Genomic DNA, 26,752 nt, shown 5'->3' with positions numbered 1-26,752 from the left:
CGTGGCGCGTCCCACTGGGGCCCGCGGGGTGACTAGTCTCCACTGGCGTGAGTCTTCGGTCCTTCTTGTCAGACGTCGTGTACAGCGCCTACGGCAGGCGCCTGATCCAGCAGGCCAAGGGGCGCCATCCACGCCACATCGCCATCATGCTGGACGGCAACCGCCGCTGGGCGCGCGAAGCGGGCTTCACGGACGTCGCCGACGGGCACCGGGCCGGGGCCAAGAAGATCGCCGACTTCCTGAGCTGGTGCAACGAGGCCGACGTCGAGGTCGTCACGATGTGGCTGCTTTCGACGGACAACCTCGGCCGCGCGGCCGAGGAGCTCAGTCCGCTGCTGAAGATCATCACCGACGTCACCGACGAGCTCGCCGCGCCGCACACGCCCTGGCGGCTCCGCATCGTGGGAGCCCTCGACTTACTGCCGCCTGAGGTCGCGAAGGCCCTCAGTGCGGCCGCGGAGCGCACTGAGGGGCGCTCCGGGATGGAGGTCAACGTCGCGGTCGGTTACGGGGGGCGTCAGGAGATCGCCGACGCGGTCCGCAAACTCCTGCTCCAGCACGCCGACGAAGGCACCTCGATCCGCGAGCTCGCGAAGATCCTGGACGTCGATCATATTTCCGAACACATGTACACCTCGGGCCAGCCCGATCCGGATCTGATTATCCGCACCTCGGGTGAGCAGCGGCTTTCCGGATTCCTGCTCTGGCAATCGGCGCATTCCGAATTCTGGTTCACCGAAGCGTATTGGCCCGCATTCCGGCGCGTCGATTTCCTTCGCGCCATGCGCGATTACGCGTGGCGGCACCGCCGCTTCGGTTCCTGACCGGTGACATGACGAAGGCCCCGGCGTGCACTCCGGGGCCTTCGACGTCTTCACTGAAGATCAGTGGTGGTGGTGCTCCAGCGAGTGGAGGATCAGGGCCGGGGTGGTGGCGATGCCCGTGTAGGCACCCGCGACCAGCGAAGCGGCACCGTAGCCCAGCGCGCCGCCGCCCTCGATGAAGGTGTTGTAGGCGTCGCCGAACGTCGGGTCCGGGGTGCCGGAGGTGTCCCCAGTGGCGGCGAACGCGGTCCCGCCGACCATCATGATGCCCGCGGCGACGGCGGAAACGAAACCAGCCTTCTTCAGCACTTCGCACACTCCTTGGTAGAGATATTCAGGGATCGGGGGCACCGAAATCCGGTGGGGGTGTCCCGCAGTGAGAAAATTACTCGCTATTCAGGAGTTGTGACCGTCGCGTAAGCCCATTGTGTGAGGCGAAAAAGGTTCATTTCACTCGGTCCGGTCCTCTGTCTCGGACACAAAATGCGGCCTGCTACCAAGCGTGGTAGAACCCTCGATCCCATCAGGTGAACGCCCTGCGTCGCGTTAATCCATCCGGGTCGCATCGACGAGCGTCCCTGAATGGAGATCATCACTACACACCGTGACGGTGACCAGGCGTTGATGTCACGCGACCGACAGTGAGATGACGGTTTGGCGAATCACCGTGGTGGCTGCCTGCGCGATCGGCCGGACGCAGGTACCTTCCGGAAGTGAGGGTTCGCGTCCCATGCGGACTCTCGCGGGAGGCCCTGGTCGTGGCGGTTGTCGACAGGGCGGCACAGCCGCCCAGTGGATGCACGAGGGGGCCGGCACCCGGCCCTCGTGGCCGTGCCGACTGACGTCGGAAGACGTCGGAAGGAGCGGTTAGCCAGGGAGGTGCCCGGCCCAGCGAGTGCGGGCGTGGTGCCACGCCCACGAGGGAGATGCCGTCGTGACTGCGCAGCGTTCACCCCGCAAGGCCTCTGGCCGTTCTTCGACCGGTGCCTCTGGCCCGGAGAAAGCCTCGATCTCGCCCGAATCCCAGCGGTCCACTTACGTGCTCGACACGTCGGTCCTGCTCTCTGACCCCTGGTCGGTGACCCGTTTCGCCGAACACGCGGTCGTGCTCCCGCTGGTCGTCATCAGTGAACTGGAGGCGAAACGTCACCATCCCGAACTGGGGTGGTTCGCGCGCGAAGCGCTCCGCATGCTCGACGACCTGCGTCGTCAGCACGGCAGGCTCGACGCGCCGATCCCGATCGGTGAGCACGGCGGCACCCTGCAGGTGGAGTTGAACCACTCCGATCCCACGGTGCTCCCGGTCGGCTTCCGCACCGACTCCAACGACCACCGCATCCTCGCCTGTGCGCTCAACCTGGCGGCGGAACGCGCGTCGGTCACGCTGGTGACCAAGGACATCCCCTTGCGCGTCAAGGCGGGAGCCGTCGGCCTCGAAGCCGACGAGTACCGCGCGCAGGAGGTGACGCCCTCGGGCTGGACGGGCATGGCGGACGTGGACGTCCCGCAGACCCTCGTCGACGCGCTGTTCAGCGGGTCTTCGGTGGATCCGGCGGAATTCGGGATGCCCGAGGTCGGTGAACTGCCCTGTCACACCGGGTTGAGGCTGCTGGCGGGCAGTTCGAGCGCGCTGGGCAGGGTCACCGCCGACAAGCGGATCCGGCTCGTGCGCGGTGACAAGGAGGCGTTCGGGCTGCACGGCCGGTCGGCCGAGCAGCGGGTGGCGCTGGATCTCCTGCTGGACTCCGACGTCGGCATCGTCTCGCTGGGCGGACGAGCCGGCACGGGTAAGTCGGCGCTCGCGCTCTGCGCGGGGCTGGAATCGGTGATGGAACGCCGCCAGCACCGCAAGGTGGTCGTGTTCCGGCCGGTTTACGCGGTCGGCGGCCAGGAATTGGGCTATCTGCCCGGTTCCGAGAGCGAGAAGATGCAGCCGTGGGCGCAGGCGGTGTTCGACACCCTCGGCGGGCTGGTCAGCCAGGACGTCCTCGACGAGGTCTTCGACCGCGGCATGCTCGAGGTGCTCCCGCTGACCCATATCCGCGGCCGGTCGCTGCACGACACGTTCGTCATCGTCGACGAGGCGCAGTCCTTGGAGCGCAACGTGCTCCTGACCGTGCTTTCGCGGCTGGGCACGGCCTCGCGGGTCGTGCTCACGCATGACGTCGCGCAGCGCGACAACCTGCGGGTCGGGCGGCATGACGGCGTTTCCGCGGTGATCGAGAAGCTCAAGGGGCACCCGCTGTTCGCGCACGTCACGTTGACTCGCTCCGAGCGTTCGCCGATCGCGGCGCTCGTCACCGAGATGCTGGAGGATCACGGCTAGGCACATGTCATGAAAGGGTCGTTCAGGACATTTTCTGTCCTGAACGACCCTTTCATGACACTCACGACACCGGTTTCGCCCAGGGGAGCGGCCGTCCGTCCACGTCATCGGTGAGTTCGACGCCGAGCATGGCCGAAAGGGTCGAACCCAGGTCGACAACGTCCAGATCCGGCAGCTTCGCGCCCGGTTCGAAACCGGGGCCGCTGGCGAGCAGGAGCCCATCCGGCCGGTGGTCCCCGGTGCGCCAGTGCTCGTCCGGGCCGTAGACGACGCCGGTCTTGGGCGACCAGACCGTCTCGATCGGCCCGGAGCGGGCCCAGTCGATCAGCAGATCCGGCAGTGTGTCGTCGGCTTCCCGGTCGTAGTGGTCGCTCGTGCGGGAAACCTCGCGCACGACGGGCTTCCCCGACGCGACGTTCACCAGCGAAAGCAGGTCTTCGGTCAGCTGCTCGCACACGGCTTCGTATTCGGCACCGGGCCGGACGACGCCGTGCGGCTCGCGGCCTGCCAGGTTGATCCGCACCCCGCCGAAGACGAAGTTGTTGGGAGACAGGTAGAACCGCTGCTTCGACCGCTGTTCGGCGGTCGCCCAGTTCGGCACCGCGGGCAGCGGCGCCGACGCGAGTCGCTTGCGCAGCAAGGGCATCGCGGCCGAAGCGAGCTTCGTCCTCAAAGGACGGGGGAGCGCGGAATAGGCGCGTTTGGCCGTCGTCATCGCGCCGCCGCCCCGCAGTCCTTCGGTCTCCACCGTGTCGAGAAGCCGCAGGATTTCGTGCAGCAGATGGCTTCCCTCGTACCGCGATCCCATGCCGTGGCTCAGCAGCACGAAGACCGTGGTGTCCGGTCCGGCCAGCGCGAGATGCTCTCCGATCGCCTCGTCGAGGCCGCGGTAGACCGCGCGGATCGGATCCAGTTCCGCGGCGAGCGCCACGTCGTGGTCGCGGTGCCCCGGGTCGTGCAGATGCCACTGCTGATGGCCGATGCTGTGGGATTCCCCGTACACCGAAAGGAAAAGATCCCAATCGCCCTCGGCGAGCAGCTTCGTCGACACCTGGGTCTTCTGCCCGATCCCGGCGACGAGCCCGTGGGTCAGCGCACGTTCCTCGTCGGGTGTCCGATGTGGACCTTCGCGGTGGAGGTAGTCGTCCGGTGCCCAGTCGCGGACCAGGTCGGGCTCGGCGGTGAGGATGGGGGTGAGCCCGAACTCGGCCTCGATCTCCTTCGCCAGCTCGGGTGGTGAGGTGTGGAAGCCGAAATGCCGGTCGTGGCAGGCGTATTCGCTCACCATGGCCCCGTTGATCGGTTTGTCCGCACGGGAATGCGGGACGTCGAGCACGGCGACCCGTTTGCCGGCGTCGGAAAGCGTCTCCCAGAACGGGGTCCCGCGGATCTCCAGCGGGCTGGTCAGCCGCCGTTCGTAGGTCTTGGTGTCGACCTCTTCCCAGCAGTGGAACCCGGTCCGCGCGGCGGTGCGCGCGGTGAAGAAGCTGCTCCACAGCGAGCCGACGAACAGGCCGTAGGGATTGTGCGTGGTCGCCGAAGCGCTGGTTTCGAGCAGGCGCGCCAGCGTCGGCACCTCACCCGCGGCGGCGAGTTCCCTGATCGTGGTGGGATCGCACGCGTCGAGTGCGACCACGAGGATCTTGGCGGGCTCGGTCATACTCGGTGCTCCGGTCCTGAATGCTTGCGGCGGATGGCGGCGAAGTCGTCGTCGTAGGTCGGCCCGTGGGAGAGCCGGTCCCCGGAAGTCGTCGTGTAGTAACAGGAGATCGCCGGGACGACCAGGGGCGCGCGGTCCGCGGTCAGCGCCAGCAACAAATCCCAGTCGCCCATCTCGACCAGCGATTCGTCGAACCGGGCTTCCGGCAGGCCCGCCCGGTGCGCGACGGCGCCGATGTCGGCGAGATTCTCGCGCTCCAGGGTTTTCCGGTCGTAGCGGCGCAGGAACAACGTCGGCAGTCCGCCGATGTCGTCGATGACGAAGCCGCCGTAGGCCGCCGTGATCTCCGGATGCTCGCCGAACGCCCAGCCCAAGGCCTTGAGCCACAAGGGATGCATGGTGTTGTCGTCGTCGAGGTAGGCGACCACGTCGCCGGTGACCTCGGCCAGCCCGGCGTTGCGGGCGGCACAGACGCCGCCGTGCTCGACCCGGATCGAACGGATCCGCGGGTCCTCGAAACCGGCGATCACCTTCGGCGTGGAATCCGAACTGGCGTCGTCGACGATCACCAGTTCCCAGTTGTCGTAGCGCTGCGCCAGCACCGAAGCGACGGCACGCGGCAGCAGCGCGGCCCGGTCGTGGGTGGGCAGGACGATCGAGATCTTCGGGGCGGCAAGGAGTTCGTGCTGATCGATCCAGTGCGTGAACGTGCGGACGTCACGCGCGGCCTCGAGGTTTTCGGTACGGAGGTGCAGGCCTTCGAACGCGGTGTCGTGACCGCCGAGCCAGCCGTCGAGCGCTCCCTGCCGCGCGTCGAGGGCGGCCTGCCGGTCTTCGACGGTGGAGATGCGCGCGTCGCCGTCCCGCAGGGCTTTGCCGTGGTCTTCGAGCCAGGCGGTGCGATGCTCCAGCGTGGCGCGCAATCGCTCGATTTCCGCCGCCTGCTCCGCGAGCGCGGCCCGCAGCTCGGCGATTTCCCCGTTTTCCGCGTGGCGGCGGTCGTCCTTCGCCGCCGCCACGATCCGTCTCAGGCGTCTCACCCGGTGCACCTTAGTGCTTCGGGTGCGCTGAATCACCAGCCCGACGGCAGCGGACGTCCTTCCGCGAAACCGGCGGCGGACTGGATCCCGAGCAGCGCGCGCTCGTGGAACTCCTCCAGCGTCCGGGCACCCGCGTACGTGCAGGCCGAACGGACACCGGAGCCGATGGAGTCGAGCAGGTCCTCGACGCCGGGACGTGCCGGGTCCAAGGCCATCCGCGACGCCGAGATGCCCTCTTCGAACAGGCCCTTCTTGGCGCGCTCGAAGACGTTGTCCGTGCGCGTGCGGGCGCCGACGGCGCGCTTGGACGCCATGCCGAACGACTCCTTGTACGGCTTGCCCTGCTCGTCGTAGCGCAGGTCGCCCGGGGATTCGTGGGTGCCGGCGAACCACGAGCCGACCATCGCCGCCGACGCGCCGGCGGCCAGCGCGAGCGCGACGTCGCGCGGATGCCGCACGCCGCCGTCCGCCCAGACGTGTTTGCCCAGTTCACGCGCCGCGGCAGCGCATTCGGCGACGGCGGAGAACTGCGGGCGTCCGACTCCGGTCATCATCCGGGTCGTGCACATGGCGCCGGGGCCGACGCCGACCTTGACGACGTCCGCACCGGCGTGGATCAGGTCGCGTGTGCCCTCCGCGGTGACCACGTTCCCGGCGACCACCGGGACCTGCGGGTTCACCGATCGGACGGCTTTGAGTGCGGAGATCATCTTCTCCTGGTGGCCGTGCGCGGTGTCGACCACCAGCACGTCGACGCCCGCCGCGAGGACGGCCTCGGCCTTCGCCGCGACGTCGCCGTTCACGCCGATCGCGGCGGCGACGCGCAGGTTGCCGCCGTCGTCGACGGCCGGGGTGTAGATCTCGGCGCGCAGGGCGGCGATCTCGGTCAGGACGCCCGCGAGCCTGCCGTTCTCGTCGATGCCGAGCGCGAGGCGGCCGCCGTGGTCGTGCAGCCGCTCGAACACCTCGCGGGGCGGAGTGTCCAGCGGGACCGTGACGACCGCGGGCTCCGCGACGTCGGCGAGCCGCGCGAAGCGGTCTACACCGGCGCAGCCCGCTTCGTCCACGACGCCGACGGGCTTGCCGTCCTCGTCCACCACGACGACGGCGCCGTGGGCACGTTTGCCGACCAGGTTCAGCGCGTCGGCCACCGCGTCGCCGCCGGTCAGCACGAGCGGGGTGTCCCACACGGTGTGACGGCTCTTGACCCAGGTGACGATGTCGGCGACCGCGGCCACGTCGACGTCCTGCGGCAGGACGACGAGCCCGCCGCGCCTGGCGACCGTTTCGGCCATCCGGCGGCCCGCGACGGCGGTCATGTTGGCGACCACGATCGGGATCGTCGCGCCGGTGCCGTCCACAGTGGACAGGTCGACGTCGAAACGGGACTCCACGTCCGACCGGTTCGGCAAAAGGAACACGTCGTCGTAGGTCAGGTCGTGAGCGGGCCTATGCCCGTCGAGAAAGCGCACGAGGCCCCAGGATACCCGCGTGGGACAATGACGGCATGACGGACCGGGACCGTGACGAAGCCGGACGAGCCCGCAACGCGCGCCCGCGGGACGGTCTCGGCAGGCCGCTCCCGTACGGCGCCGACGGTGTCGAGCGGCAGCCCGAGGGCATCGAACGCAGCCCGGAGGACACCATTTCCGAGGCGCAGCGCCTGCTCGACGCGGGCCGCCCGTTCCATGCGCACGAGGTGTTCGAGGACGCGTGGAAGTCCACCGACGGCCCGGAGCGGGAGCTGTGGCGCGGCCTCGCGCAGCTCGCCGTGGGCCTGACCCACGCGGCCAGGGGGAACGGCAACGGCGCGGCTTCGCTGCTGGAGCGTGGCGCGGACAACATCGAGCCGTTCCGCGAGGCCGGGCCGCACGGGATCGACATCCCGGGGTTGCAGGCGTGGGCGCGGGCGATGGCCGACGAGGTGAAGGTGCGGGCTCGGGTGAAACCGATCGCGCCTCGGCTACTGGGCCAGTAGGGCCGAACCTGAGCGGTACAGCTCGATCAGCAGCGGCCGCAGCTCCTGTCCCGCGGGAGTGAGCCGGTAGCTGGTCCGGCTCGGGAAGCCTGGCAGCTCTTCGCGGACGGCGAGGCGTCGCGCGGTCAGGTCGCCGAGGCGTTCTGTCAGCACCTTCGCCGACAGGCCGGGCAACGCCGCGCGTAGGTCGCTGAAGGACCGTGCCCCGCCCATCAGTTCTCGAAGCACCAGCGTGGTCCAGCGGCCCGAGATCGCGGCGAGCGCGACCTCGACGGGGCAGTCCGGCTCCGGTCGCCGCGTGCGGCCGCGGGCGTCCGGGACGAGTTCGCCGTCGAAGGTTTCCGTTTGGTGACCTGCTTCGCGGTCGGTTTCGCTGTCCGCATGACGCATTCCCCCAGTGTGCCTTTGACCACCGACCCGGCCGGACATCCCTTCGTCTTCCAGGCCGCCTTCAACACCGGATCCGCCGAAATCCTCGACACGGTCTACGAACCGGACGCCGTGTTCGTCCGCCGGGACGGCGTGCGGGTGACCGGCGCGGACCGCCGGGCCGCGAACGGCGGGATCCTGGCGCTCGGGCAGCCGATCGAGGTGACGCCGCGCCAGGTGCACATCGCCGGTGACCTGGCGCTGCTGATCGTCGACTGGACCATCGAAGGACACCTCGCCGCGACAGCGACCGACGTTGTGAGGCGTGGCGAAGACGGGTTCTGGCGCTACGTGATCGACAACCCCTTCGGCATCGCCACGCCTTGAGTACTCGACATACCGCGAGTATGTTACTTCGAGTAGGGATACTGCTCGGTAGGTAACGGCGGGAGAGAGCGCGATGAGCGAGCCCAAGGAACTGCTGGCCGAGCCGCTGAAACTGCGATGCGGCGCGACCCTGCCGAACCGGCTGGCCAAGGCCGCGCTCAGCGAACAGCTCGGCGACCGCCGCAACCGGCCGACCGCCGAACTGGCCGAGCTGTACCGGACGTGGTCCCGCGGCGGCGCCGGGACCCTGATCACCGGCAACGTCATGGTCGATCCGACCGCGCTGGGCGAACCGCGCAACGTCGCGGTGCCCCGTGAACCGGACGCGACCGAGTTCAAGCCGTGGGCGCGGTCGGTCGACGGGACCGAGTCCCGGTTGTGGGCCCAGCTCAACCATCCGGGCAGACAGAGCCCGCGCTTCCTCTCCCGCCGGCCGGTCGCGCCGTCGGCGGTGCCGTTCGGCGACCGCGGCATCCGCTCGGTCTTCGCGACGCCGCGCGCGCTCACCGTCGGCGAGATCGAGGCGATCATCGATCGGTTCGGGGTGGCCGCGCGGACCGTCGTCGACGCCGGGTTCGCCGGTGTCCAGATCCACGGCGCGCACGGCTACCTCGTGTCACAGTTCCTTTCGCCGCTGACCAACCAGCGCACCGACGGCTGGGGTGGCGACGCGCTCCGGCGGCGCCGCTTCCTGCTCGAAGTCGTCGCCCGGGTGCGCGCCGAGGTCGGCGACGCCGTGCCGATCGCGGTCAAGCTCAACAGCGCGGACTTCCAGCGCGGCGGTTTCAGCGAGGAGGACTCGCTCGAAGTCGTCCGCGAGCTGGGCGAGGCGGGCATCGACCTGCTGGAGGTCTCCGGAGGGACTTACGAGAAGGCCGCCATGATGGGCTCGGCCAAGGCGAGCACCCTCAGCCGCGAGGCATACTTCCTCGACTACGCCGCGAAGGCGCGGCAGGTCACCGATGTCGCGCTGATGGTCACCGGCGGCTTCACCAGTCCGGAGGGCATGGCGGAGGCGCTGCGTTCCGGGGCGCTGGACGTCATCGGCCTCGGCAGGCCGCTGATCGTCGACCCGGCGCTGCCCGGGCGGCTGCTCGGTGGCGAGGAGGTCCGTGCCCAGCGCACGGCGCCGAAGACCGGCATCCGGCTGGCCGACAGTCTGCTCGAGATCCAGTGGCACACCCAGCAGATGCACCGGGTGGCCGCCGGGAAACCGGTGGACCGGCGGCTCGGGGCGGTGCGGACGCTAGTACGTGCCGGCGTCGCGGATCCGCTCAACGCTTTCCGCCGGGTCCGGGGCTAGATAGTCGTCGGGTTCATCCCGGCGGCTGAACGTGCGGTCGAAGCCGACCGCGGCCGCCGCGAGACCGATGAACAGCACACCGATCAGCACGCAGTTGAACGCGACACCGCCGTAGCTGTTGATGCCCGGGTCGACGAACGGGTACGGGTAGAACCCGATGATCGCGCCGCGCACCAGCGTGACGGCGAGCCAGGCGAGCGGGTACAGCAGCGACCACCACAGGACCCGCCACGACAGCTGGCCGCGCGGCCCGAACAGCAGCCAGCCCGCGACGCACATCAACGGCGACACCTTGTGCAGCATCGTGTCGGCGAACACCGCCCAGCCGTGCAGTTCGTAGAGATCGGCGAGCGCGACCTGGAAGACGACGCCGGTCACGGTGATGCCGACGAGCCCGGTGAGCCGCAGCACGCCGAACAACGTCGACCGGCCCGCGACGCCGAGCGCGAGCAGCAGGCTGCCGACGCCGACCAGGATGTTCGAGTCGATGGTGAAGAACGCGAGCAGGTTGGCCACCCGGCCGGCCGGGGTGTGGAAGGTGCCGCCGGTGGTGCCCGCGGAGACCGGGATCTGCGCGGCGAGACCGGCGATCACCACCAGTGCCGTCAGGCCGAACCAGGCACGCGCGATCTTGGAAGCCTGCATTCGCCCACTTTATGGGTGATCGGGTGAGGACGTCCCGTCACCACCGCACGCCGCCACTCGATCGGGGGCGGGACGCCGCCGGGTCTTCCCGCCCATCGGGTCATATCGTGGGAACCGATGGACGTCGAGCGGAGGCCCGGACGCCGCGGCCGGGTCGCGCGGGGTCCGGCGGAGGACAGCGGACCCGTCGCGGAGATCGCGCGGCGGCTGTGGGAGCTGAAACGGGCCGCCGGTGACCCTTCCTACGACCGGATGCGTGACGAGTACGGCGCGCTGGCGTCGAAATCGGCGCTTTCGGCCGCGGCCCGCGGAGAGCGGCTGCCCAGCTGGGAAACGTCCTGGGAGTTCGTTCGCGTGCTGGCCGTCGGGGTGCTCGGCGGCGACGAGGACGAGGTCCGCCACGAATGGCGCGGCGAATGGGAACGCGCGCGGGACGCGCTGACCGCCGGGCCGGAACCGGTCGCCGTGAAGTCTCGCCGGACGGCGTTCGTCCTCGCCGGAGCCGTGGCATTCGTGCTCGTCGCGGCGCTCGTGCTCGTCTTCGCCGTCCCGTTCGGTTCCGAGCCCGCCGCGCCGGCCGGTGACGCGTCGGAATTCGTCGCCGATGTGACCGTGCCCGACGGCAGCGAGGTCGCGGCCGGATCGGTCTTCGTGAAGACCTGGGAGTTCCGCAACGCGGGAACGGTCGGATGGATCGGGCGCTATCTGGTCCGCGCCGGATCGTTCGGGAATCCGGGCGAATGCGCCACGCCCGAACGCGTCCCCGTCCCGCAGACCGCGCCCGGCGAACGGGTGCGCGTCTCCGTCGAGGTGCGGGCGCCGGACCGTCCCGGGCATTGCCAGGTGTACTGGAAGATGGCCGACGAACAGGGCCACATCCTGCTGCCGAACGCCCGCGCCGTGTTCTTCTCGGTCCGCGTCATTTGACCTTCCGGGCCGATGGCCAAAGCGCTGACCTGCGAGGACATTGTTTCTTCGGCCATGGCCATTTCGCGGCCGTGAATCGCTTCCGCGGCAGCTTCCGGCGCCCATAACGTCATCGGCGTCCGGGAATTCCGGACGGGGATTTTCCGAAACACTCTCACATTATTTGCGGAAAGGGAATCCATGCGTCCGTACGTCAAGGTCGCCGCACTGGCCGGGGCCGCGCTCACCGTGGCGCTCCTGCCGGTCACCGCCGCACAGGCGGCTCCGGCGCCCGCATCGGGCAGTGATCCGATCATCACCTGCGAATCCGGCTATCACGGCTGGATGCGCCGGGCCGGGAAGGACGCGATCTGCCTCAAGCCGGGCACGCGCACTTGGGACGTCAAGGTGTTCGAATGCGCCGGGGATCTGACGGTGCATTTCAAGAACGGTGAGAAGGCCTATTGCGGGGGGAACATGAAAATCGGCCTCGACCTGGCCGTCCAGTCCAATGTCGTCAAGACCGTTGTGGGGAACCGATGAAGAAGAAGCTGTTCGCCGTCGTCCCGGTCGCGCTGGCCGGCACCCTGCTGATGGCACCGTCCGCTTCGGCGGCGTCGAAGGTCTGTGAGGGCGGACCGCTGATGGGCGGGAAGACGAAGGTCGTCGAGGTGAGCGCGGGGCAGAGCATCGACATCACCGTGCACAACCACGACTACCGGGGGATGCTCGTCCAGATCATCGACGACGTCTTCGACAAGGGGCTCTGGAGCGGGGCCATCGCGCCGGGCAAGGAGCGCACCGTCAAGCACGGCGTGCTCGGGGAGCCGCCGGTGTATCACAAGATCCGCTTCGAGGTGACCTCCAACCTCTCGAACAACTACACCTACAAGATCACTTCGGACCGCTGCTACTGACGCATTTCGTCCTCTGGATGCGGCGAGCGGGGAGGATTTGGGACGTCGAGTGTCCCCAATCCTCCGTTGATCAAGCTCCGGCACCCGAGCGGCCATCGACGATGTGGGAATCGGGACACTCAATGTCCCGATTCCCACATCGTCAACAACCAGCGCGCCGAGCAGCCATCGCCTGCACGGCCAGGAACCACCTGGGCGCGAAGCCCGTCGAACAGACTTACAGGACACGGCCTAGTCCTCTGGATGCGGTTCTTGCACGCGCAAGGACCGCATTCAGAGGACGAAATGCGGGAGGGGTCAGGGCTTCAGGAGGCCGCGCACGGTGTCGATGGTGTCGGCGTCCGCGGCCTCCTTGTCCGGCCGGTAGCGCACGACCCGCGCGAAGCGCAGCGCCAGCCCGCCCGGGTACCTCGTGCTCACCTGGGCTCCGTCGAGTTCGATCTCGACGACGAGCTCCGGCCGCACGTGGACCGCCCAGTCCGTGCGGTGGGTCTCGATCTCCTGGAACGTCTTCGTCTGCCAGGCCAGCAGCTCGTCGGTCATACCCTTGAACGTCTTGCCGACCATGATCGGCGGGCCGCCGTCGGGGTCGCGGGCGCCGAGGTGCAGATTCGACAGCGTGCCGGTGCGCCTGCCGTGCCCCCATTCCGCGGCGAGCACGATCAGGTCGATCGTGTGCACCGGTTTCACCTTGAGCCACGCGCGGCCACGGCGGCCCGCCGCGTACGGCGAAGCGAGGTCCTTGACCATCACGCCTTCGTGCCCGGCGGCCATCGCCGCTTCCAGCACCCCGTCGGCCGAGGCGGGCCTGAGCTCACCCGGGATGACGTGCTCGCCCGCGACCCGGTGCAGGGCCGCGTTCCGTTCGGAGAGCGGCGCGTCCAGCAGGTCGACGCCGTCGAGGTGCAGGCAGTCGAAGAAGTACGGCCGCAGCAACAGCGCCTTGACCTGCTCCTCGCGGCTGCTGCCGAACCGGCTCATCGTCTCCTGGAACGGCCTCGGCCTGCCGTCGTCGGTCAGGGCCAGGGTCTCGCCGTCGAGCACCACCGACGTGCAGGGCAGGGAACGCACCAGATCCACCAGCTCGCCGACGCTGCCGGTGATCTCCCGCAGCGTGCGCGTGTAGATGTGCACCTCGTCGCCTTCGCGGTGGACCTGGATCCGCGCGCCGTCCATCTTGTACTCGACCAGCATCTCGGCGTGTTCGGCGATCGCCTCGTCGAGCGACTCCGCCGGGGAGGCCAGCATCGGCCGGATCGGCGTGCCCAGCGCCAGCTTGAACTCCGCCAGCCGCTCGCGGCCGCCCGTCATCGCGGCCAGGCCCGTCACCGGGAGCTGCCCGGACAGCATGAACGCCCGCCGCACGTCCTCGGCCGGGATCTCGGACGCCGCCGCGATGGCGTCCACCATGATCCCTTCGAGTGCGCCCTGCCGGAGCTCGCCGGTGAGCAGCCGGAACAGGAATTCCTGCTCCTCCTTGGTCATCTTGGTGAGCAAGGCCCGCAGTGTCTCCGCGCGCAGCTTCACCGACCCCGAACCCGACGCCGCCCCCACCGTGTCGAAGGCCGTGTCGACCTCGGCGACGGTCAACGACGGCTCGGCCGCCGGGGCCGCGTCCAGTGCGGCCAGTGTCCGCCAGCCGGTGCCGATGCGGCCCTGCGTCGGCTGCCCGGTGAGGAACCCGATGACCGCGGGCAGCTCCAGCTCGTCCGCGGCACGCAGCACCGCGGCCAGGGTGGCGATCTTCGCCTTCCTGGACCTCGTGGCGGCCAGCTCGGCCGACGCGGTCACCACCGCGGAGAGCAACATGGATCCATCATGGACCCGGGCACCGACAGTTTCGCGTTCAAACGTGCGCGGGATCGGCGACCCAGCTGGCGAGCAGGCGGAGCGCGCGTTCACTGTCGGAGCCGGGCTCGGCGGTGTAGATCACCAGGGCCTGGTCCGGATCGTCGGGCAGCCGCAGCGTCTCGTAGCGCAGCCGGAGCTCTCCCACGATCGGGTTGATCATCACCTTCCACGCGTGCGCCTTCTCGCGCACGGTCTGCTTCGCCCACAGCTTCCGGAAGACTTCGCTGCCGAGGGAGAGCTCGCCGACGAGCTGGGCGAGGTACGGGTCGTCCGGATACCTCCCGCTTTCCGAGCGCAGGTTCGCGACGATCTCCTTCGCCACGGTTTCCCACTCGGGATGCAGCTCGCGGGCGTGGTCGTCGAGGAAGAACATCTTCGGGATGTTGCGTTCCCCCGCCGGCCGCGAGGCCAGATCGAAGGAGAGCGAGCCACCCAGGGCATTCCAGGTGAGCACGTCCCCGTAGCGGCCGAGGACGAGCGCCGGGGAGTGGAGGGCGTCCAGCATCATCTGGAATTCCGGCCGGATCCGCTGGGTCTTCGGCCGTGCGACGCGTTTGCGTTTCGGTGCGGCCAGATTGCGCAGGTAGGTGGCCTCGTCGCGATGCAGTCGCAGCGCCCGGCTCAGCGAATCGAGGACCGAGTCGGACACGTTGCGCGCCCGGCCCTGTTCCAGCCGCGTGTAGTAGTCGACGCTGATCCCGGCCAGCTGTGCCAGCTCCTCGCGCCGCAGCCCGGCGACCCGCCGCTGGTTGAACCCCGTCGGCAGGCCGAGGTCCGCCGGATCCAGCGCGGCCCTGCGTGCCTTGAGGAATTCGCCCAGTCCGGCCGTCTCGGTCATGTCGACAAGTATCCCGGATCTCCTGGGGCCGGTGCCTGGTCCTGACAGACCCAGGCTGGGTCGTGACCGGCACCGCCGCGGGTGGCCGACGCGTGTCACGAAAGCCACTTGCGCGACGTCTGATGTCCCGAAAGTGGCTTTCGTGACCAGGTCGCGGCGGCTGAGCTCGCTGGGGTAAGTCAAACGTGGCGCCGGCTTCGCGATGCGGGCTACCCCGGCGCACAGTGTCCACAAGGGACAACGCACGTCGATCGTGCGTCCGTTTGGCGGCATTATGTCCGGTTCTCGCGGGGGGTCGTGAGTGGCAAAGAGGGTTAGAACGATCATTGCCGCTCACGACCCTCGCTCAAAACGCCCAAATTGGACACGGTTGGCGAGTTGGCGTCCTTTGTGGACGGTTGTGGGCGGGGCGAGACCATGTGCTGCGCTCGACCGCACTTATGGTCCGGTACGGAACGCAGGATTTGGCTCTTCGATTCGGGCCAAAGGGCCGCCATCGTGAAGGGTATGGACAACGAAAGAAGAGGCGTGACGATCGGCGTACTGGGGGTGCTGATCGTCGGCGCGTCCGTGCCGGTGACGGGAATGCTCGACGGCTACCCCGTGATCACCGGGCAGGCGCTGCGGTACGCGCTGGCGGGAGTGCTCCTGCTGGCGTGGGCCCGGCTGAGCGGGCGCCCGTTGCCGTTGCCGGGCGCGCGCGACCTGCCGTCGCTGATCGCCCTCGCGGCGACCGGAATGATCGGGTTCCAGGCGTGCTTGCTGTTCGCACAGCGCTACGCCGAGCCCGGCCTCGTCGCCGCCTTCCTCGGCGGCACGCCGCTCGTGCTCGCGCTCGCCGGCCCGCTGGCGAAGGGCAACCGGCCGTCGTGGGCGCCGGTGACCGGGGCGGTGCTCGCCGGGCTCGGGATCGCCGTGCTCTCCGGGGGCGGCGCGGCGCGCTGGCAAGGGCTGGTACTCGCCGCGCTGGCCATGGTGTGCGAAGCGCTCTTCACGCTGCTCGCCGTCGGCGTGCTCGAAAGGCTCGGGCCGTTGGCGACCGCCACCTGGGGGTGTTTCGCCGCGGGCGCCGGTGGCGCGGTCGTCGGGACGATCGCCGACCCGTCCGGCGCCTGGGCCTGGCCGGACGGGCGTGAACTGATCGCGCTCGGCTACCTGACGGTCGTCGTCACCGCGATCGCGTTTCTTCTTTGGTACTCGGCGGTTTCCGCGCTGGGCGCGGACCGGGCCGGGGTGCTGGTCGGCCTGATGCCGGTCTCCGGGCTCGCCGTGTCACTCCTGCTGGGAATGCAGGATTTCCGCTTCTCGCAAGTGATCGGGGTGGCGCTGGTGTCCTCAGGCGTCGTGATCGGCCTGCGCCGCCGCGAGCTCGACGAGCCTGGCGCACTTGACGTCGAAATGCTTCACGACGTCGCCGGCGATGACCGCGACCATGACCGCGCGCATCGGCCCGCCGAGGGTGATCTCCTGGACGAACTCCGTCCCGCCGCCGACCGCGGTCAGCCGGAACACGAGATCCATGGCGCCGAGGGGAATCGGCTGGCGAAGGGCGATCTCGCGGTCCTGCACCAGGGACGTGATCGTGAACGGCTCGGCGACTCGTGAATGCACGCGGCCGCGAAAACCGGTCGGTACGAGGAAACCGGTCGTCCCCGCCTCGGCAGGGCCGTGCAGTTCGGCGGAGCTGAGGTCGGGGTCCCAGTCGGGCCAACGGCCGAAGTCGGCCAGCGAGGGCCAGAGCGCAGACGGCGGGCAGGGAAGGATTTCGCGGGAGGTTCTCGTCCAGGTCATACCCGGACGATATACGGAACTGTCAGTCTCGTAAACTGCGGTAATGTCGAGAGGCAGGCCGAGGGAAGAAGGAATCGACGACGCGGTCCGCGTGGCCGTGCGGGCGCTGCTGACCGAAACCGGTTATCAGCGCTGCACGATCGACGCGGTCGCGGCGCGCGCGGGCGTCGGCAAGGCCGCGGTGTACCGGCGATGGCGGTCGAAGGCGGAGGTCGTGTTCGCCGCGGTGATCCATCCGGTCGAGCTCGAACCGCCGTCGGACACGGGCTCGCTGCGGGGCGACGTGGCGGCGGTCCTCGAAGTGATCCAGTCCTCTTTGGACGGTGCGGAACTGCGGCAGGCGTTGCCTTCGCTGCTCGCCGACGTGCGTGCGGATCCGGCGCTGGAGGCCCGGTTCGGTGAGGTCTTCCTCGGCCGCGAACGCGGTTATCTGGTCCAGATGCTGGATCGGGCCGTCGCGAGAGGGGAACTCTCACGACGGCCCGATCCGGCTCTCGTGCACGCGATCCTGCTCGGACCGGTGCTGACCTGGCTGCACCTGTTCACCGAGACACCGCCTTCGGGTGGGCTGGCGGCTTCGCTCGCCTCACCGCTTCACGCGGCTGTGGTCGCTCTCGACGCTTAGCGTCCTCCGCGGGCCATGCGGAGGACGTCGAGAGCCTCGTCCAGCTGCGCTTCGGTGAGCTTGCCGTTCGCGACGTGACCGCGTTCGATCACGACCTCGCGGATCGTCTTCAGCTCCTTGAGCGCCTGCTTCGCGATGGCGGCGGCCTCTTCGTAGCCGATGTATTTGTTGAGCGGCGTCACGATCGACGGCGAGCCCTCGGCGTACTCGCGCGCGCGGTCGGCGTTCACCGTCACGCCCGCGAACACCTTGTCCGCCAGCAGCCGCGAGACCGCGGCGAGCAGCCGCGCCGATTCGAGCACGTTGCGCGCGATCACCGGCAGGTTCACGTTGAGCTGGAAGTTGCCCGCCGCGCCGGCGAAGGCCACCGCCGCGTCGTTCCCGATCACCTGGGCGACCACCTGCAGCGTCGCCTCGGGGATCACCGGGTTCACCTTGCCCGGCATGATCGACGAACCCGGCTGGAGATCCGGCAGCGCCAGTTCGGCGAGCCCGGTGCGCGGGCCGGATCCCAGCCAGCGCAGGTCGTTCGCGATCTTGTTCAGCGACACCGCGACCGTGCGCAGATGCCCGGACGTCTCGACGACGCTGTCCTGCGTCGCCTGCGCCTCGAAGTGGTCCCGCGCCTCGGTCAGCGGAAGACCGGTCACCGAAGCCAGCTCCTGCGAGACCGCCGCGCCGAAGCCCTCGGGCGCGTTCAACCCGGAGCCGACCGCGGTCCCGCCGATCGGCAGTTCGCCGAGCCGCGGCAGGCCCGACTTCAGCCGTTCGACCCCGAACCGGACCTGCGACGCCCACGCGCCTGCCTCCTGGCCGAAGGTGATCGGCACGGCGTCCATCAGGTGTGTGCGGCCGGACTTCACGATGTCCGCCCATTCGCCCGCGCGCGTCTCGATGGCGGCGGCCAGGTACTCCAGAGCGGGGATCACATCGGAGAGCACTGCTTCCGTCGCGGCGACGTGGATCGTCGTCGGGAAGGTGTCGTTGGAGGACTGCGAGGCGTTGACGTGGTCGTTCGGGTGCACGTCGCGGCCGAGCGCCTTCGACGCGAGCGTCGCGATGACCTCGTTGGCGTTCATGTTCGACGAGGTCCCGGAACCGGTCTGGAACACGTCGATCGGGAAGTGCGCGTCGTGCTTGCCCTCGGCGACCTCGTCCGCGGCCTTCGCGATGGCCTCGGCGACCTCGGCGTCCAGCACGCCGAGCCGCGCGTTGACCCGCGCCGCGGCGGCCTTCAGCAGGCCGAGCGCGCGGATCTGGGCGCGCTCCAGGCCCCGGCCGGAGATCGGGAAGTTCTCGACGGCGCGCTGCGTCTGCGCGCGGTAGAGGGCGCCGACGGGGACGCGCACCTCGCCCATGGTGTCGTGTTCGATCCGGTATTCCTGTTCAGCCATATCCCAAGTCTCGCGCAGGGTCTCCCGGCGCGCTCCGTGTCTTTCGGCACGCGAGGGCTAGGATCGAATGTGTTCTCGATCACGCCGCCCACCACCGGCCGGGAGAGTGCCGAATGAGCGAGTCCGCTGGGGAAACGTCGTACGACCTCGTCATCATCGGGGCCGGTCCGACAGGTCTTTTCGCCGCCTACTACGCGGGATTCCGCGGCCTTTCGATGGCCGTCGTGGATTCACTGCCGGAAGCGGGCGGCCAGGTCACCGCGATGTACCCGGAAAAGATGATCTACGACGTCGGCGGGTTCGCCGAAGTCCGCGGCCGGGACCTGGTGCGCGGTCTCCTCGACCAGGCGGCGCCGTTCAAGCCCGTGTACCTGCTCGGTCGCAAGGCCGAGAAACTCGAAAGCGTCGAAGGCGGCGTCATCATCACCCTCGACGGCGGGCAGGTCCTGCGGGCCGGTGCGGTGCTGATCACCGCCGGGATCGGCGAGTTCACGCCGAGACCGCTGCCGGCGGGCGACGGCTGGCTCGGCCGCGGCATGGTCCATTTCGTGCCGTCGTTGAAGGCGCACGAAGGGCAGCACGTGGTCGTCGTCGGCGGCGGGGATTCGGCGTTCGACTGGGTGCTCGCGCTGCATCCGGTCGCCGCGAGCGTCACCCTCGTGCACCGGCGCGCGAAGTTCCGCGCGGCCGAGTCGATCGTGCGGCAGGCGCGGGAACTCGGCGTGCGGATCGTCACCGACGCCGAGGTCACCCGGTTCCTCGATCGCGACGGCGCGCTGGCCGAGGTCGAGATCCAGGTCAAGGGTGCCGAGCCCGAGGTGCTGCGCGCCGACACGGTGGTCGCCGCGCTCGGGTTCACCGCGGATCTCGGGCCGATCGAAAGCTGGGGACTCCAGATCGATCACCGCGCGATCGCGGTCGACTCGACGATGGCGACCCCGCGGGAGCGGGTCTACGCGGCGGGCGACGTCGCGGCGTATCCGGGGAAGGTGAAGCTGATCGCGACCGGGTTCGGGGAAGCGGCGACGGCGGTGAACAACATCGCGGTCATGCTGGATCCGGAGGCGCATCTGTTCCCCGGTCACTCGAGCAACGCCGAGTAGCGCGTGCAATGAACGGGACGTTCCTTGCGAAATTTGCAAGGAACGTCCCGTTCATTGCATCTCTCAGGCGGGCGGAGCGGGCGTAGGCGGCGTGATCTTTTCCGCGATCCACTGCGCGTAAGCGACCACCGAAGTCGCGATCGACGGCGAGGTCGCGCACACCGGATCCGCGTTGCCCGGCCGGCTGATCGTGCCCAGCAGCACCCATTTCTCGTCGACCTTGGCGATCTCCGGCCCACCGGAATCGCCGTAGCACGAACCGGTGTTCCCGCCGGGGTTGTCGGTGCACAACTCGACCGCTCCGTCGAACTTCGCGGTGCACCGCGTGCCTTCGACGATCTTCGTGTCCAGTTGCTGCAGCTTCGCGGGCCCCTTGCCACAGCCCGAAGTCGGGCACGTCTGGCCCCAGCCGAGCAACCGCGTCGGCGTCCCGGGTGCCACGACGGCGCCGATCGTGATCGGCGCCGCCTTCACCGGGGCGGCCAGCCGCACCAGCGCGAGATCGCCGCCCGCGTGCTCGGGTTCGGGGTTGTAGGACGGGTTCACGACGATCTCGGCGGGCTTCGCGATTTCGCCGCCTTGGGTGTTGTCGTTGCTGCCGATCCGCGCGCCCAGATTCGCCGGGTTCTTGCCCTCGACGCAGTGCCCCGCCGTCACGAGCCAGTCCGCCGCGATCAGCGTCCCGGCGCAGAAAGCCTTGCCGGAGGCCGAATGCAGCGAAACGATGAACGGATACGGCTCGTCGGCCTCTCTGCCGCCGACGAGGTCGCCCGCGCCCGAGGCCTGCCCGGCCGGCGTGAGGAGCATCGCCGCGAGCAGGACCACGAGCACGCGCTTGAGCACGGTTTCTCCTTACGGGAGCGGGGGAACGACGTCGTCTTCCAGGGTCTCGTCGAGGTGGCCGTCGAAGTTGACGGACGAGTACGAGCGGAGCTTGGTCAGCCGGTGGTAGCCGTCGATCATCCGGACCGTGCCGGACTTGGACCGCATCACGATCGACTGGGTCGTGGCGCCGCCCGCGCGGTAGTGCACGCCGCGCAGCAGGTCGCCGTCGGTGACGCCGGTGGCGCAGAAGAACACGTTGTCGCCGCGGACGAGGTCGTCGTTGCCGAGCACGCGGTCGAGGTCGTGGCCCGCGGCCAGCGCCTTCTCGCGCTCCGCGTCGTCCTTCGGCCACAGGCGGCCCTGCAGTTCACCGCCGAGGCACTTCATCGCGCAGGCCGCGATGATGCCTTCGGGGGTGCCTCCGATGCCGAGCAGCATGTCGACGCCGGTGCTCGGCCGGGCCGCGGCGATCGCGCCCGCGACGTCACCGTCGGAGATGAACCGGATCCGGGCGCCCGCCTCGCGGACCTCCTTGATCAGCTGCTCGTGGCGCGGCCGGTCGAGGATGCACACGGTGACGTCGGAGACGCTGGAGTTCTTGGCCTTCGCGACCCGGCGGATGTTCTCCGCGATCGGGGCGGCCAGGTCGACCTTGCCCGCGGCGTCCGGGCCGACGGCGAGCTTCTCCATGTAGAACACCGCGGACGGGTCGAACATGGCGCCGCGTTCGGCGACCGCGAGCACGGCCAGCGCGTTCGGCATGCCCTTGGCCATCAGGGTCGTCCCGTCGACCGGGTCGACCGCGACGTCGCAGTCCGGCCCGTCGCCGTTGCCGACCTCTTCCCCGTTGAACAGCATCGGGGCTTCGTCCTTCTCACCCTCGCCGATGACGACGACACCGCGCATCGACACGGTCGAGACCAGCTGGCGCATCGCGTCCACCGCGGCACCGTCCCCGCCGATCTTGTCCCCGCGGCCCACCCAGCGGCCCGCGGCCATCGCGGCGGCTTCGGTCACGCGGACCAGTTCCATCGCGAGGTTGCGGTCGGGGGCTTCAGGACGTCGAGAAGAGCTGGCGGACGAGGTGGGGGTGGGCATGCGGCCTCCCGGGTCAGGAACTCGGCGGGGTCCCAGTCTCTCAGATACCCACGGTGGTTCGGTGGCACAGGAGCATGGTGAACGTCACTGACCGTCGCCGGTCTCGTCCTCGACGGACGAAAGCGCCGCCTCGATCCGCTCGCGCGCGCCATCGAGGTGGTGCTCGCAGACCTTCGCCAGCTGCTCGCCCTTCTCCCACAGGGCCAGCGACTGCTCCAGGGACAGCCCGCCCGCTTCGAGCTCGCGGACGACCTCGACCAGCTTGTCGCGGGCCTGTTCGTAGCCGAGTTCGGCGGTCTCGCTCACGCTGTGCTTCCTTCTACCGGACGTCGGTGCTTGCCGATACCCGCGCACACTACCGCGCCGGCCATGGCGTTGTCGTAACCCACGAAGGCGAGAGCGAACTCCTGGCCGTCACCCTCCGCGATCGCGGCGACGAGGTTCTCCTGGGCGCGCGCCACCCGTTTGCGGTGTACGGAACCGTCCGCGAACCACCATCGGGTGCCGACGTGCTCCGCCGTCGCTTCGGAGAGTTTGCGCAGCTGGGCGTCGAGACCGCGTTTGGTGGAGAACTCACATCCCGCCAGCAGCACGGTCCAGCACTCGGCGGCCGCGCGGTCGGTCAGCAGCGCGTTGCGCAGTACCTCGGGGGCGTCGGCCCGTCTCGCGGCGTCGATGGTCAAAGGCAGGAAACTCGCCGTCAACGCCCCTCCTCCGGCTCTCCCGAGACGACGGCGCCGAGCGCGCCGTCGACCACGCGGACGCGGAGTTTCGCGCCGTCCACGACCTCGGAGACGGACCGGAGTACCTGGAGGTTGCCTTCGGAATCGGTGTACTGCACCACGGCGTAGCCGCGTTCGAGGGTCGCCGCCGGGCCGAGCGCGGTCAGCCGCGCCCGGGCGCTGGCGATCTCGGCCTGGTCTTTGGCGAGCAGCGTGAGCATGGCGCGCCGTCCGCGTTCGCGGTGGATCTCGACGTCGTCCGAGCGCCGCTGGATCGGGCCGAGCGGGTCGGCCAGGACGGGGCGGCTGCGCATCTGGTTCAGCAGCCTGACCTGCGTGTCCACCCAGCCGTGCAGGGCGCGGCGGCCGCGATCGCGCATCTGGCGGACGCGCTGGGTCTCCTCGCGCACGTCGGGCACGATCCGTTTGCTGGCGTCGGTCGGCGTCGAGCAGCGGAGGTCGGCGACATGGTCGAGCAGCGGGGTGTCGGGCTCGTGCCCGATGGCGCTGACCACCGGGGTCCCGGCCGCGGACACGGCGCGGCACAGCGCTTCGTCGGAGAACGGCAGCAGGTCTTCCACGCTGCCGCCGCCGCGGGCGATCACGATGACGTCGACATCCGGATCACGGTCCAATTTGGACAGTGCCTGGAGGATCTGCGGGACGGCCAGCGAACCCTGCACGGCGGTGTTGATCACCTTGAACGCGACATGCGGCCAGCGGGCCTGCGCGTTCACCAGGACGTCGCGTTCGGCGGCGGACGCGCGACCGGTGATCAGCCCGATTCCCTTGGGCAGGAACGGGATCTTGCGTTTGCGCTCCGGCGCGAACAGGCCCTCGGCGGCCAGCAGCCGTCGCAGCCGCTCGATCCGCGCGAGCAGCTCGCCGATGCCCACCGCGCGGATCTCGTTGGCGCGCAGGCTCAGCGAACCGCGGTTCATGAAGAACGTCGGCTTCGCGTGCACCACGACGCTCGCGCCTTCGCGCAGCGGCGGTTCGATCGTGCGCAGCAGGCCCATCGGGCAGGTCACCGACATCGAGACGTCCGCGGACGGGTCGCGCAGGGTCAGGAACGCGGTGTTGGTGCCCTGGCGGGCCGAGATCTGCGTGACCTGGCCCTCGACCCAGACCGCGCCGAGGCGGTTGATCCATTCGCCGACCTTGCGGGCGACCGTGCGGACCGGCCACGGGTTTTCGGCGGTGGTGGACGGGCCCGCCGCGGAAGTGGGTTCGGCGCTCACTGGCCTTCCGCGCCGTCGCCGTCGGCCTTCTTCACGTTCCCGATCCGCCGCGCGAGCATGCCGACGAACGACGCCCTGTCGGCGTTCGCCTTCTCGTAGGTCAGCAGCTCTTCCAGTTGCGCGAGGTCGAACCGGCGCAGCCGGGCGCGCAGCTGCGGCAACGTGAGCGTGTCGTAGTCGTCGAGCCCGGCCGGACCGGAGGTGACGGGCGTGCTCGCGCTGTCGAACTCCCCGTCGGGGTGCTCCTCGGCGAGCGCGCGCTCCTCCTCGGCCCACGGGTCCTCGGTGAGCGCTTCGAGGTCGCGTAGGTGGCCGTTGGTCTCCGCACGCGGCTCGGGAACCTCGGCGTCTTCCCGCAGCGGGACGACGCACGAGTCGCGCTCGTACCGCCGTTCGCCCAGGTCCGGCGGGAGATCTTCGTCGAAGGTCGCCCAGCTGGGCGTGTCCTCGACCGGGCGAAGGCCCGACAGCGCGTCGTCGCCCTTGATCGCGAGCTCGGTGACGTGCTGCTGGACGCGCATGGAGAACTGGAGCACCTGGCTGACCACCGTGACGGGGAGTCCGGTGAGCTGCTTGGGAAGTTCGCGAACCCGCTCGGCGGTGGTGACGGCGAGGCCCGCGGCGACCCGGAGGGGGAGCGGGAGAGGCTTCATGCGTCTAGCCTGCCGTATTCGGCCCATCCTGCCCAACCGAACGGGTGTGTCGGCTCACAGGACGTGACTCCCCGCACATACTTTGGAGGGGTTCCCTGGTCACCTGAACGTGAGTGCGAGGTGCCCCCGGGGCAGCCCGTACCCTGGGGGCATGAGTTCTGCGAGTCCCGGAATCACGCCCGCCGGCAGTCCGACGATCAGCGAGTCCGGTGTGCCGGCAGGTGGCAAACGTGTCCTGCTCGCCAAGCCTCGCGGCTACTGCGCGGGTGTCGACCGCGCGGTCATCGCCGTCGAAAAGGCACTCGAGCTCTACGGCGCACCCGTCTACGTGCGCAAGGAGATCGTGCACAACCGGCACGTCGTGGAGACCCTGCGCGAACGCGGGGTGATCTTCGTCGACGAGACCTCCGAGGTGCCCGAGGGCGAACTGGTGGTGTTCTCCGCGCACGGCGTCTCGCCCGCGGTGCACGCCGAGGCGGCCGAGCGCAACCTGCGGACCATCGACGCGACCTGCCCGCTCGTGACGAAGGTGCACAAGGAAGTCAACCGGTTCGCGAAGGACGACTACGACATCCTGCTGATCGGCCACGAAGGCCACGAAGAGGTGGAAGGCACCGCCGGCGAGGCTCCCGACAAGGTGCAGCTCGTCGACACCGCCGAGGACGTCGACAAGGTCCAGGTCCGCGACCCGTCGAAGGTCATCTGGCTTTCGCAGACCACCCTTTCGGTGGACGAGACCATGGAGCGCGTGGATCAGCTGCGGGACAAGTTCCCCGGCTTGGCCGACCCGCCCAGCGACGACATCTGCTACGCCACCACGAACCGCCAGGTCGCGGTCAAGGCCATGGCCGCCGAGTGCGACCTGGTGCTGGTGGTCGGCTCGACGAACTCGTCCAACTCGAAGCGGCTGGTCGAGGTCGCGCTGAAGGCGGGGGCGCGCGCGTCGCACCTGGTCGACTTCGCGCACGAGGTCGACGAAGCCTGGCTCGAAGGTGTCGAGACCGTCGGTGTCACCAGCGGCGCTTCGGTGCCGGACGTGCTGGTGATGGACCTGCTGGCGTGGCTGGCCGAGCGCGGCTGGGACAGCGTCGACGAGGTCACCACGGCGAACGAGAAGATCGCTTTCGCGCTTCCGCACGAGCTGCGCAAGGCCGCGAAGGCCTGACGTTCCTTAAGAGAAAGGGCCGTCCGAGGAAGTCCTCGGGCGGCCCTTTTCGCTGGTCAGCGGCTCAAGTGGGAGCAAAGGTCCCTTGCTTCACCGCTCGTCGTCCCACGGCCGGCGGCGGGGCGGCTGCCCTCCGCGGCGCGGGTCGTCGGCACGCGGCGGGCGGCGGCGCGGGGCACCGGGGGCGCTTTCGCCACGGGGGTCGCGGCGGCGCGGTTCGCCGTCTTCCGGACGCGGCCGCCGGGGCTGACGTCCCGGGGGCGGCGGTTTGCGGGCACCGGGTTCGGCGTCGCGGCGGGGCCGGCGCTCGTCGTCGACCGGACGGCGACGGGGCGGGGCACCGTCTCGCGGCGCGGCGTCCCGGGGAGCACCGCGGCGGGAAGGCGGGGGCGGGGTCTGGCCGGTCCGGGAGGCCGGACGGCCACGGCCCGGCGCGGCGGCCGCGGCGGGCCGGGCGGCGGGCTTGGCCTCGTCGCGACGTTCCGGTTTGGTGCCCGGCTTGACCTTCACCGGGGCCTCGGGATCGCGTTCGCGATAGATCCGGAAGATGCCGATCGCCAAGGTGACGCCGGTGGTGATGGCCATCGTCGGGAAACCGTTGATCAGCGGCGTGCCGACGTCGAAGGCTCTCGAAAGAAGGTCCGTGCCCTTGCTGCCGTCCGAGGTCAGGAGGATGACCCCCGGGACGGTCACGGCGAGGACCAGGGGCGGCTGCACCATCGGGCCGAACAGCCCGCGACGCTGGACGGCCACCACCGCGGCCACCGCGCCGAGCGCGTAGCAGGCCTTGAACAGCAGGCCCAGGTCCTTCTGCATCATCATGTCGACGAAGGCGCCAAGGATGGCGAGCCCGAAGCCCACCAGGACGGCCGCCCACCAGGGCAGCCCGCGCCTGGCGCCGACGAGCGGACGCTCGTCCCAGGCAACGGGGACGTCGTCGGCATCAGGATCGCTCTGGCGATCGCGAATCGCGGTCACAGGCTCCACCGTATATCCAAGCTGCGGGCATACCGCCAACAGGCGGTGTGTCTATCGCCTGGTAGTGGTCATTCCGGACCACCCGGACGGAGCGTCCGGATGCTTACCGGAGG

Annotated in this window: 28 protein-coding genes and 1 pseudogene; 12 read left to right on the top strand and 17 right to left on the bottom strand. The window is 69.6% G+C overall.

The features are described from left to right. Positions 1-47 precede the first annotated feature (47 nt). A complete protein-coding gene (locus AORI_RS75530) occupies positions 48-824 on the top strand; it encodes an isoprenyl transferase (RefSeq protein ID WP_037306485.1) in 777 nt (258 codons plus the stop codon). Positions 825-884: 60 nt separating this feature from the next. On the opposite strand, the gene AORI_RS75525 is transcribed toward AORI_RS75530, so the two are convergent. Beyond that, a complete protein-coding gene (locus tag AORI_RS75525) occupies positions 885-1,133 on the bottom strand; it encodes a hypothetical protein (protein ID WP_016337182.1) in 249 nt (82 codons plus the stop codon). Positions 1,134-1,863: 730 nt separating this feature from the next. Here AORI_RS75525 and AORI_RS75520 point away from each other — a divergent pair. After that, a complete protein-coding gene (locus AORI_RS75520; protein WP_016337181.1) occupies positions 1,864-3,150 on the top strand; it encodes a PhoH family protein in 1,287 nt (428 codons plus the stop codon). 61 nt (positions 3,151-3,211) lie between these two features. On the opposite strand, the gene AORI_RS75515 is transcribed toward AORI_RS75520, so the two are convergent. Genes AORI_RS75515 through guaB1 form a run of 3 tightly spaced genes read right to left on the bottom strand, consistent with a single transcriptional unit; the run spans position 3,212 to position 7,322 of the window. Beyond that, positions 3,212-4,810 carry an alkaline phosphatase family protein gene (locus AORI_RS75515; protein ID WP_016337180.1) on the bottom strand — a complete coding sequence of 533 codons (1,599 nt, stop codon included), beginning with the start codon at positions 4,808-4,810 and terminating at the stop codon, positions 3,212-3,214. Further along, the gene (locus AORI_RS75510) at positions 4,807-5,850 is read right to left on the bottom strand and encodes a glycosyltransferase family 2 protein (RefSeq protein WP_016337179.1); all 1,044 of its coding nucleotides are present in this window, start codon (positions 5,848-5,850) and stop codon (positions 4,807-4,809) included. Before AORI_RS75510 ends, AORI_RS75515 begins: the two co-directional genes overlap by 4 nt. A 32-nt stretch (positions 5,851-5,882) precedes the next feature. Then, entirely contained in the window at positions 5,883-7,322 is a 1,440-nt protein-coding gene (gene guaB1 / locus AORI_RS75505; RefSeq protein WP_016337178.1) for a GMP reductase, read from the bottom strand. Positions 7,323-7,357: 35 nt separating this feature from the next. Here guaB1 and AORI_RS75500 point away from each other — a divergent pair, with 35 nt between their 5' ends. Next, positions 7,358-7,828: a DUF309 domain-containing protein gene (locus AORI_RS75500; RefSeq protein WP_016337177.1), complete on the top strand. Its 471-nt coding sequence runs from the start codon at positions 7,358-7,360 to the stop codon at positions 7,826-7,828. On the opposite strand, the gene AORI_RS75495 is transcribed toward AORI_RS75500, so the two are convergent. Next, entirely contained in the window at positions 7,814-8,218 is a 405-nt protein-coding gene (locus AORI_RS75495; protein ID WP_016337176.1) for a winged helix-turn-helix transcriptional regulator, read from the bottom strand. The genes AORI_RS75500 and AORI_RS75495 overlap by 15 nt on opposite strands. Between AORI_RS75495 and AORI_RS75490 the strand changes: the two genes are divergently transcribed. Then, positions 8,210-8,584 carry a YybH family protein gene (locus tag AORI_RS75490; RefSeq protein ID WP_043848381.1) on the top strand — a complete coding sequence of 125 codons (375 nt, stop codon included), beginning with the start codon at positions 8,210-8,212 and terminating at the stop codon, positions 8,582-8,584. The two genes, AORI_RS75495 and AORI_RS75490, sit on opposite strands and share 9 nt — an antisense overlap. A gap of 73 nt (positions 8,585-8,657) precedes the next feature. Next, positions 8,658-9,887 carry an NADH:flavin oxidoreductase/NADH oxidase family protein gene (locus tag AORI_RS75485; protein ID WP_016337174.1) on the top strand — a complete coding sequence of 410 codons (1,230 nt, stop codon included), beginning with the start codon at positions 8,658-8,660 and terminating at the stop codon, positions 9,885-9,887. Here the strand turns inward: AORI_RS75485 and AORI_RS75480 are convergent. Continuing rightward, positions 9,831-10,532: a Pr6Pr family membrane protein gene (locus AORI_RS75480; protein ID WP_043848380.1), complete on the bottom strand. Its 702-nt coding sequence runs from the start codon at positions 10,530-10,532 to the stop codon at positions 9,831-9,833. The genes AORI_RS75485 and AORI_RS75480 overlap by 57 nt on opposite strands. 117 nt (positions 10,533-10,649) lie before the next feature. On the opposite strand from AORI_RS75480, the gene AORI_RS75475 reads away from it, so the two are divergent. From AORI_RS75475 to AORI_RS75465, 3 genes are all read left to right on the top strand, one after another. Further along, entirely contained in the window at positions 10,650-11,459 is an 810-nt protein-coding gene (locus tag AORI_RS75475) for an NBR1-Ig-like domain-containing protein (RefSeq protein WP_016337172.1), read from the top strand. A 180-nt stretch (positions 11,460-11,639) separates the two neighbouring features. Further along, on the top strand, positions 11,640-11,981 hold the full coding sequence (locus AORI_RS75470; RefSeq protein ID WP_016337171.1) for a hypothetical protein: 342 nt from the start codon (positions 11,640-11,642) through the stop codon (positions 11,979-11,981). After that, positions 11,978-12,355, top strand: coding sequence for a hypothetical protein (locus AORI_RS75465; RefSeq protein WP_016337170.1), 378 nt, complete (start codon positions 11,978-11,980; stop codon positions 12,353-12,355). The genes AORI_RS75470 and AORI_RS75465 overlap by 4 nt, the downstream gene beginning before the upstream one ends. 297 nt (positions 12,356-12,652) lie before the next feature. Here the strand turns inward: AORI_RS75465 and AORI_RS75460 are convergent, their stop codons facing one another. Together AORI_RS75460 and AORI_RS75455 are read right to left on the bottom strand one after the other, a co-directional pair. Next, positions 12,653-14,164, bottom strand: coding sequence for an ATP-dependent DNA ligase (locus tag AORI_RS75460; protein ID WP_016337169.1), 1,512 nt, complete (start codon positions 14,162-14,164; stop codon positions 12,653-12,655). A 37-nt stretch (positions 14,165-14,201) separates the two neighbouring features. Then, a complete protein-coding gene (locus AORI_RS75455) occupies positions 14,202-15,044 on the bottom strand; it encodes a helix-turn-helix transcriptional regulator (RefSeq protein WP_016337168.1) in 843 nt (280 codons plus the stop codon). A gap of 417 nt (positions 15,045-15,461) precedes the next feature. Between AORI_RS75455 and AORI_RS75450 the strand changes: the two are divergent. After that, positions 15,462-16,382: pseudogene (locus tag AORI_RS75450) on the top strand (DMT family transporter); the annotation flags it as partial. Here the strand turns inward: AORI_RS75450 and AORI_RS84810 are convergent. Then, positions 16,380-16,835, bottom strand: a complete 456-nt coding sequence (locus AORI_RS84810) for an SRPBCC family protein (protein ID WP_360960219.1) — start codon at positions 16,833-16,835, stop codon at positions 16,380-16,382. The pseudogene AORI_RS75450 and the gene AORI_RS84810 overlap by 3 nt on opposite strands. A 43-nt stretch (positions 16,836-16,878) precedes the next feature. On the opposite strand from AORI_RS84810, the gene AORI_RS75445 reads away from it, so the two are divergent. Further along, on the top strand, positions 16,879-17,460 hold the full coding sequence (locus AORI_RS75445) for a TetR/AcrR family transcriptional regulator (protein WP_043848378.1): 582 nt from the start codon (positions 16,879-16,881) through the stop codon (positions 17,458-17,460). On the opposite strand, the gene AORI_RS75440 is transcribed toward AORI_RS75445, so the two are convergent. Continuing rightward, on the bottom strand, positions 17,457-18,854 hold the full coding sequence (locus AORI_RS75440; protein ID WP_016337165.1) for a class II fumarate hydratase: 1,398 nt from the start codon (positions 18,852-18,854) through the stop codon (positions 17,457-17,459). The genes AORI_RS75445 and AORI_RS75440 overlap by 4 nt on opposite strands. A gap of 113 nt (positions 18,855-18,967) precedes the next feature. On the opposite strand from AORI_RS75440, the gene AORI_RS75435 reads away from it, so the two are divergent. Further along, complete coding sequence (locus AORI_RS75435) at positions 18,968-19,957, top strand: NAD(P)/FAD-dependent oxidoreductase (RefSeq protein ID WP_016337164.1); 990 nt, start codon at positions 18,968-18,970, stop codon at positions 19,955-19,957. A 63-nt stretch (positions 19,958-20,020) separates the two neighbouring features. On the opposite strand, the gene AORI_RS75430 is transcribed toward AORI_RS75435, so the two are convergent. The 6 genes from AORI_RS75430 to AORI_RS75405 all read right to left on the bottom strand — a co-directional run bounded on the left by AORI_RS75430 (position 20,021) and on the right by AORI_RS75405 (position 24,496). Then, on the bottom strand, positions 20,021-20,800 hold the full coding sequence (locus AORI_RS75430) for a S1 family peptidase (protein WP_016337163.1): 780 nt from the start codon (positions 20,798-20,800) through the stop codon (positions 20,021-20,023). 9 nt (positions 20,801-20,809) lie between these two features. Then, positions 20,810-21,880 carry a class II fructose-bisphosphatase gene (gene glpX / locus AORI_RS75425; protein WP_043848377.1) on the bottom strand — a complete coding sequence of 357 codons (1,071 nt, stop codon included), beginning with the start codon at positions 21,878-21,880 and terminating at the stop codon, positions 20,810-20,812. Between the two features lie 84 nt (positions 21,881-21,964). After that, the gene (locus AORI_RS75420; protein WP_016337161.1) at positions 21,965-22,186 is read right to left on the bottom strand and encodes an exodeoxyribonuclease VII small subunit; all 222 of its coding nucleotides are present in this window, start codon (positions 22,184-22,186) and stop codon (positions 21,965-21,967) included. After that, positions 22,183-22,584, bottom strand: a complete 402-nt coding sequence (locus AORI_RS75415) for a hypothetical protein (protein WP_016337160.1) — start codon at positions 22,582-22,584, stop codon at positions 22,183-22,185. The genes AORI_RS75420 and AORI_RS75415 overlap by 4 nt, the downstream gene beginning before the upstream one ends. Next, positions 22,581-23,843 (bottom strand): exodeoxyribonuclease VII large subunit, encoded by a 1,263-nt coding sequence (xseA, locus tag AORI_RS75410; RefSeq protein ID WP_016337159.1) that lies wholly within the window; start codon positions 23,841-23,843, stop codon positions 22,581-22,583. Before xseA ends, AORI_RS75415 begins: the two co-directional genes overlap by 4 nt. Continuing rightward, positions 23,840-24,496: a lipid droplet-associated protein gene (locus AORI_RS75405; RefSeq protein ID WP_016337158.1), complete on the bottom strand. Its 657-nt coding sequence runs from the start codon at positions 24,494-24,496 to the stop codon at positions 23,840-23,842. The genes xseA and AORI_RS75405 overlap by 4 nt, the downstream gene beginning before the upstream one ends. 151 nt (positions 24,497-24,647) lie before the next feature. Here AORI_RS75405 and AORI_RS75400 point away from each other — a divergent pair, with 151 nt between their 5' ends. Continuing rightward, positions 24,648-25,661: a 4-hydroxy-3-methylbut-2-enyl diphosphate reductase gene (locus tag AORI_RS75400; protein ID WP_043848376.1), complete on the top strand. Its 1,014-nt coding sequence runs from the start codon at positions 24,648-24,650 to the stop codon at positions 25,659-25,661. Positions 25,662-25,751: 90 nt separating this feature from the next. Here AORI_RS75400 and AORI_RS75395 read toward each other — a convergent pair whose 3' ends face one another. Further along, positions 25,752-26,639: a DUF6542 domain-containing protein gene (locus AORI_RS75395; protein ID WP_016337156.1), complete on the bottom strand. Its 888-nt coding sequence runs from the start codon at positions 26,637-26,639 to the stop codon at positions 25,752-25,754. Positions 26,640-26,752 lie beyond the last annotated feature (113 nt).

This window comes from Amycolatopsis keratiniphila (genome assembly GCF_000400635.2).
Lineage (GTDB): Bacteria > Actinomycetota > Actinomycetes > Mycobacteriales > Pseudonocardiaceae > Amycolatopsis > Amycolatopsis keratiniphila.
This window is presented reverse-complemented; position numbering and strand designations above follow the sequence as displayed.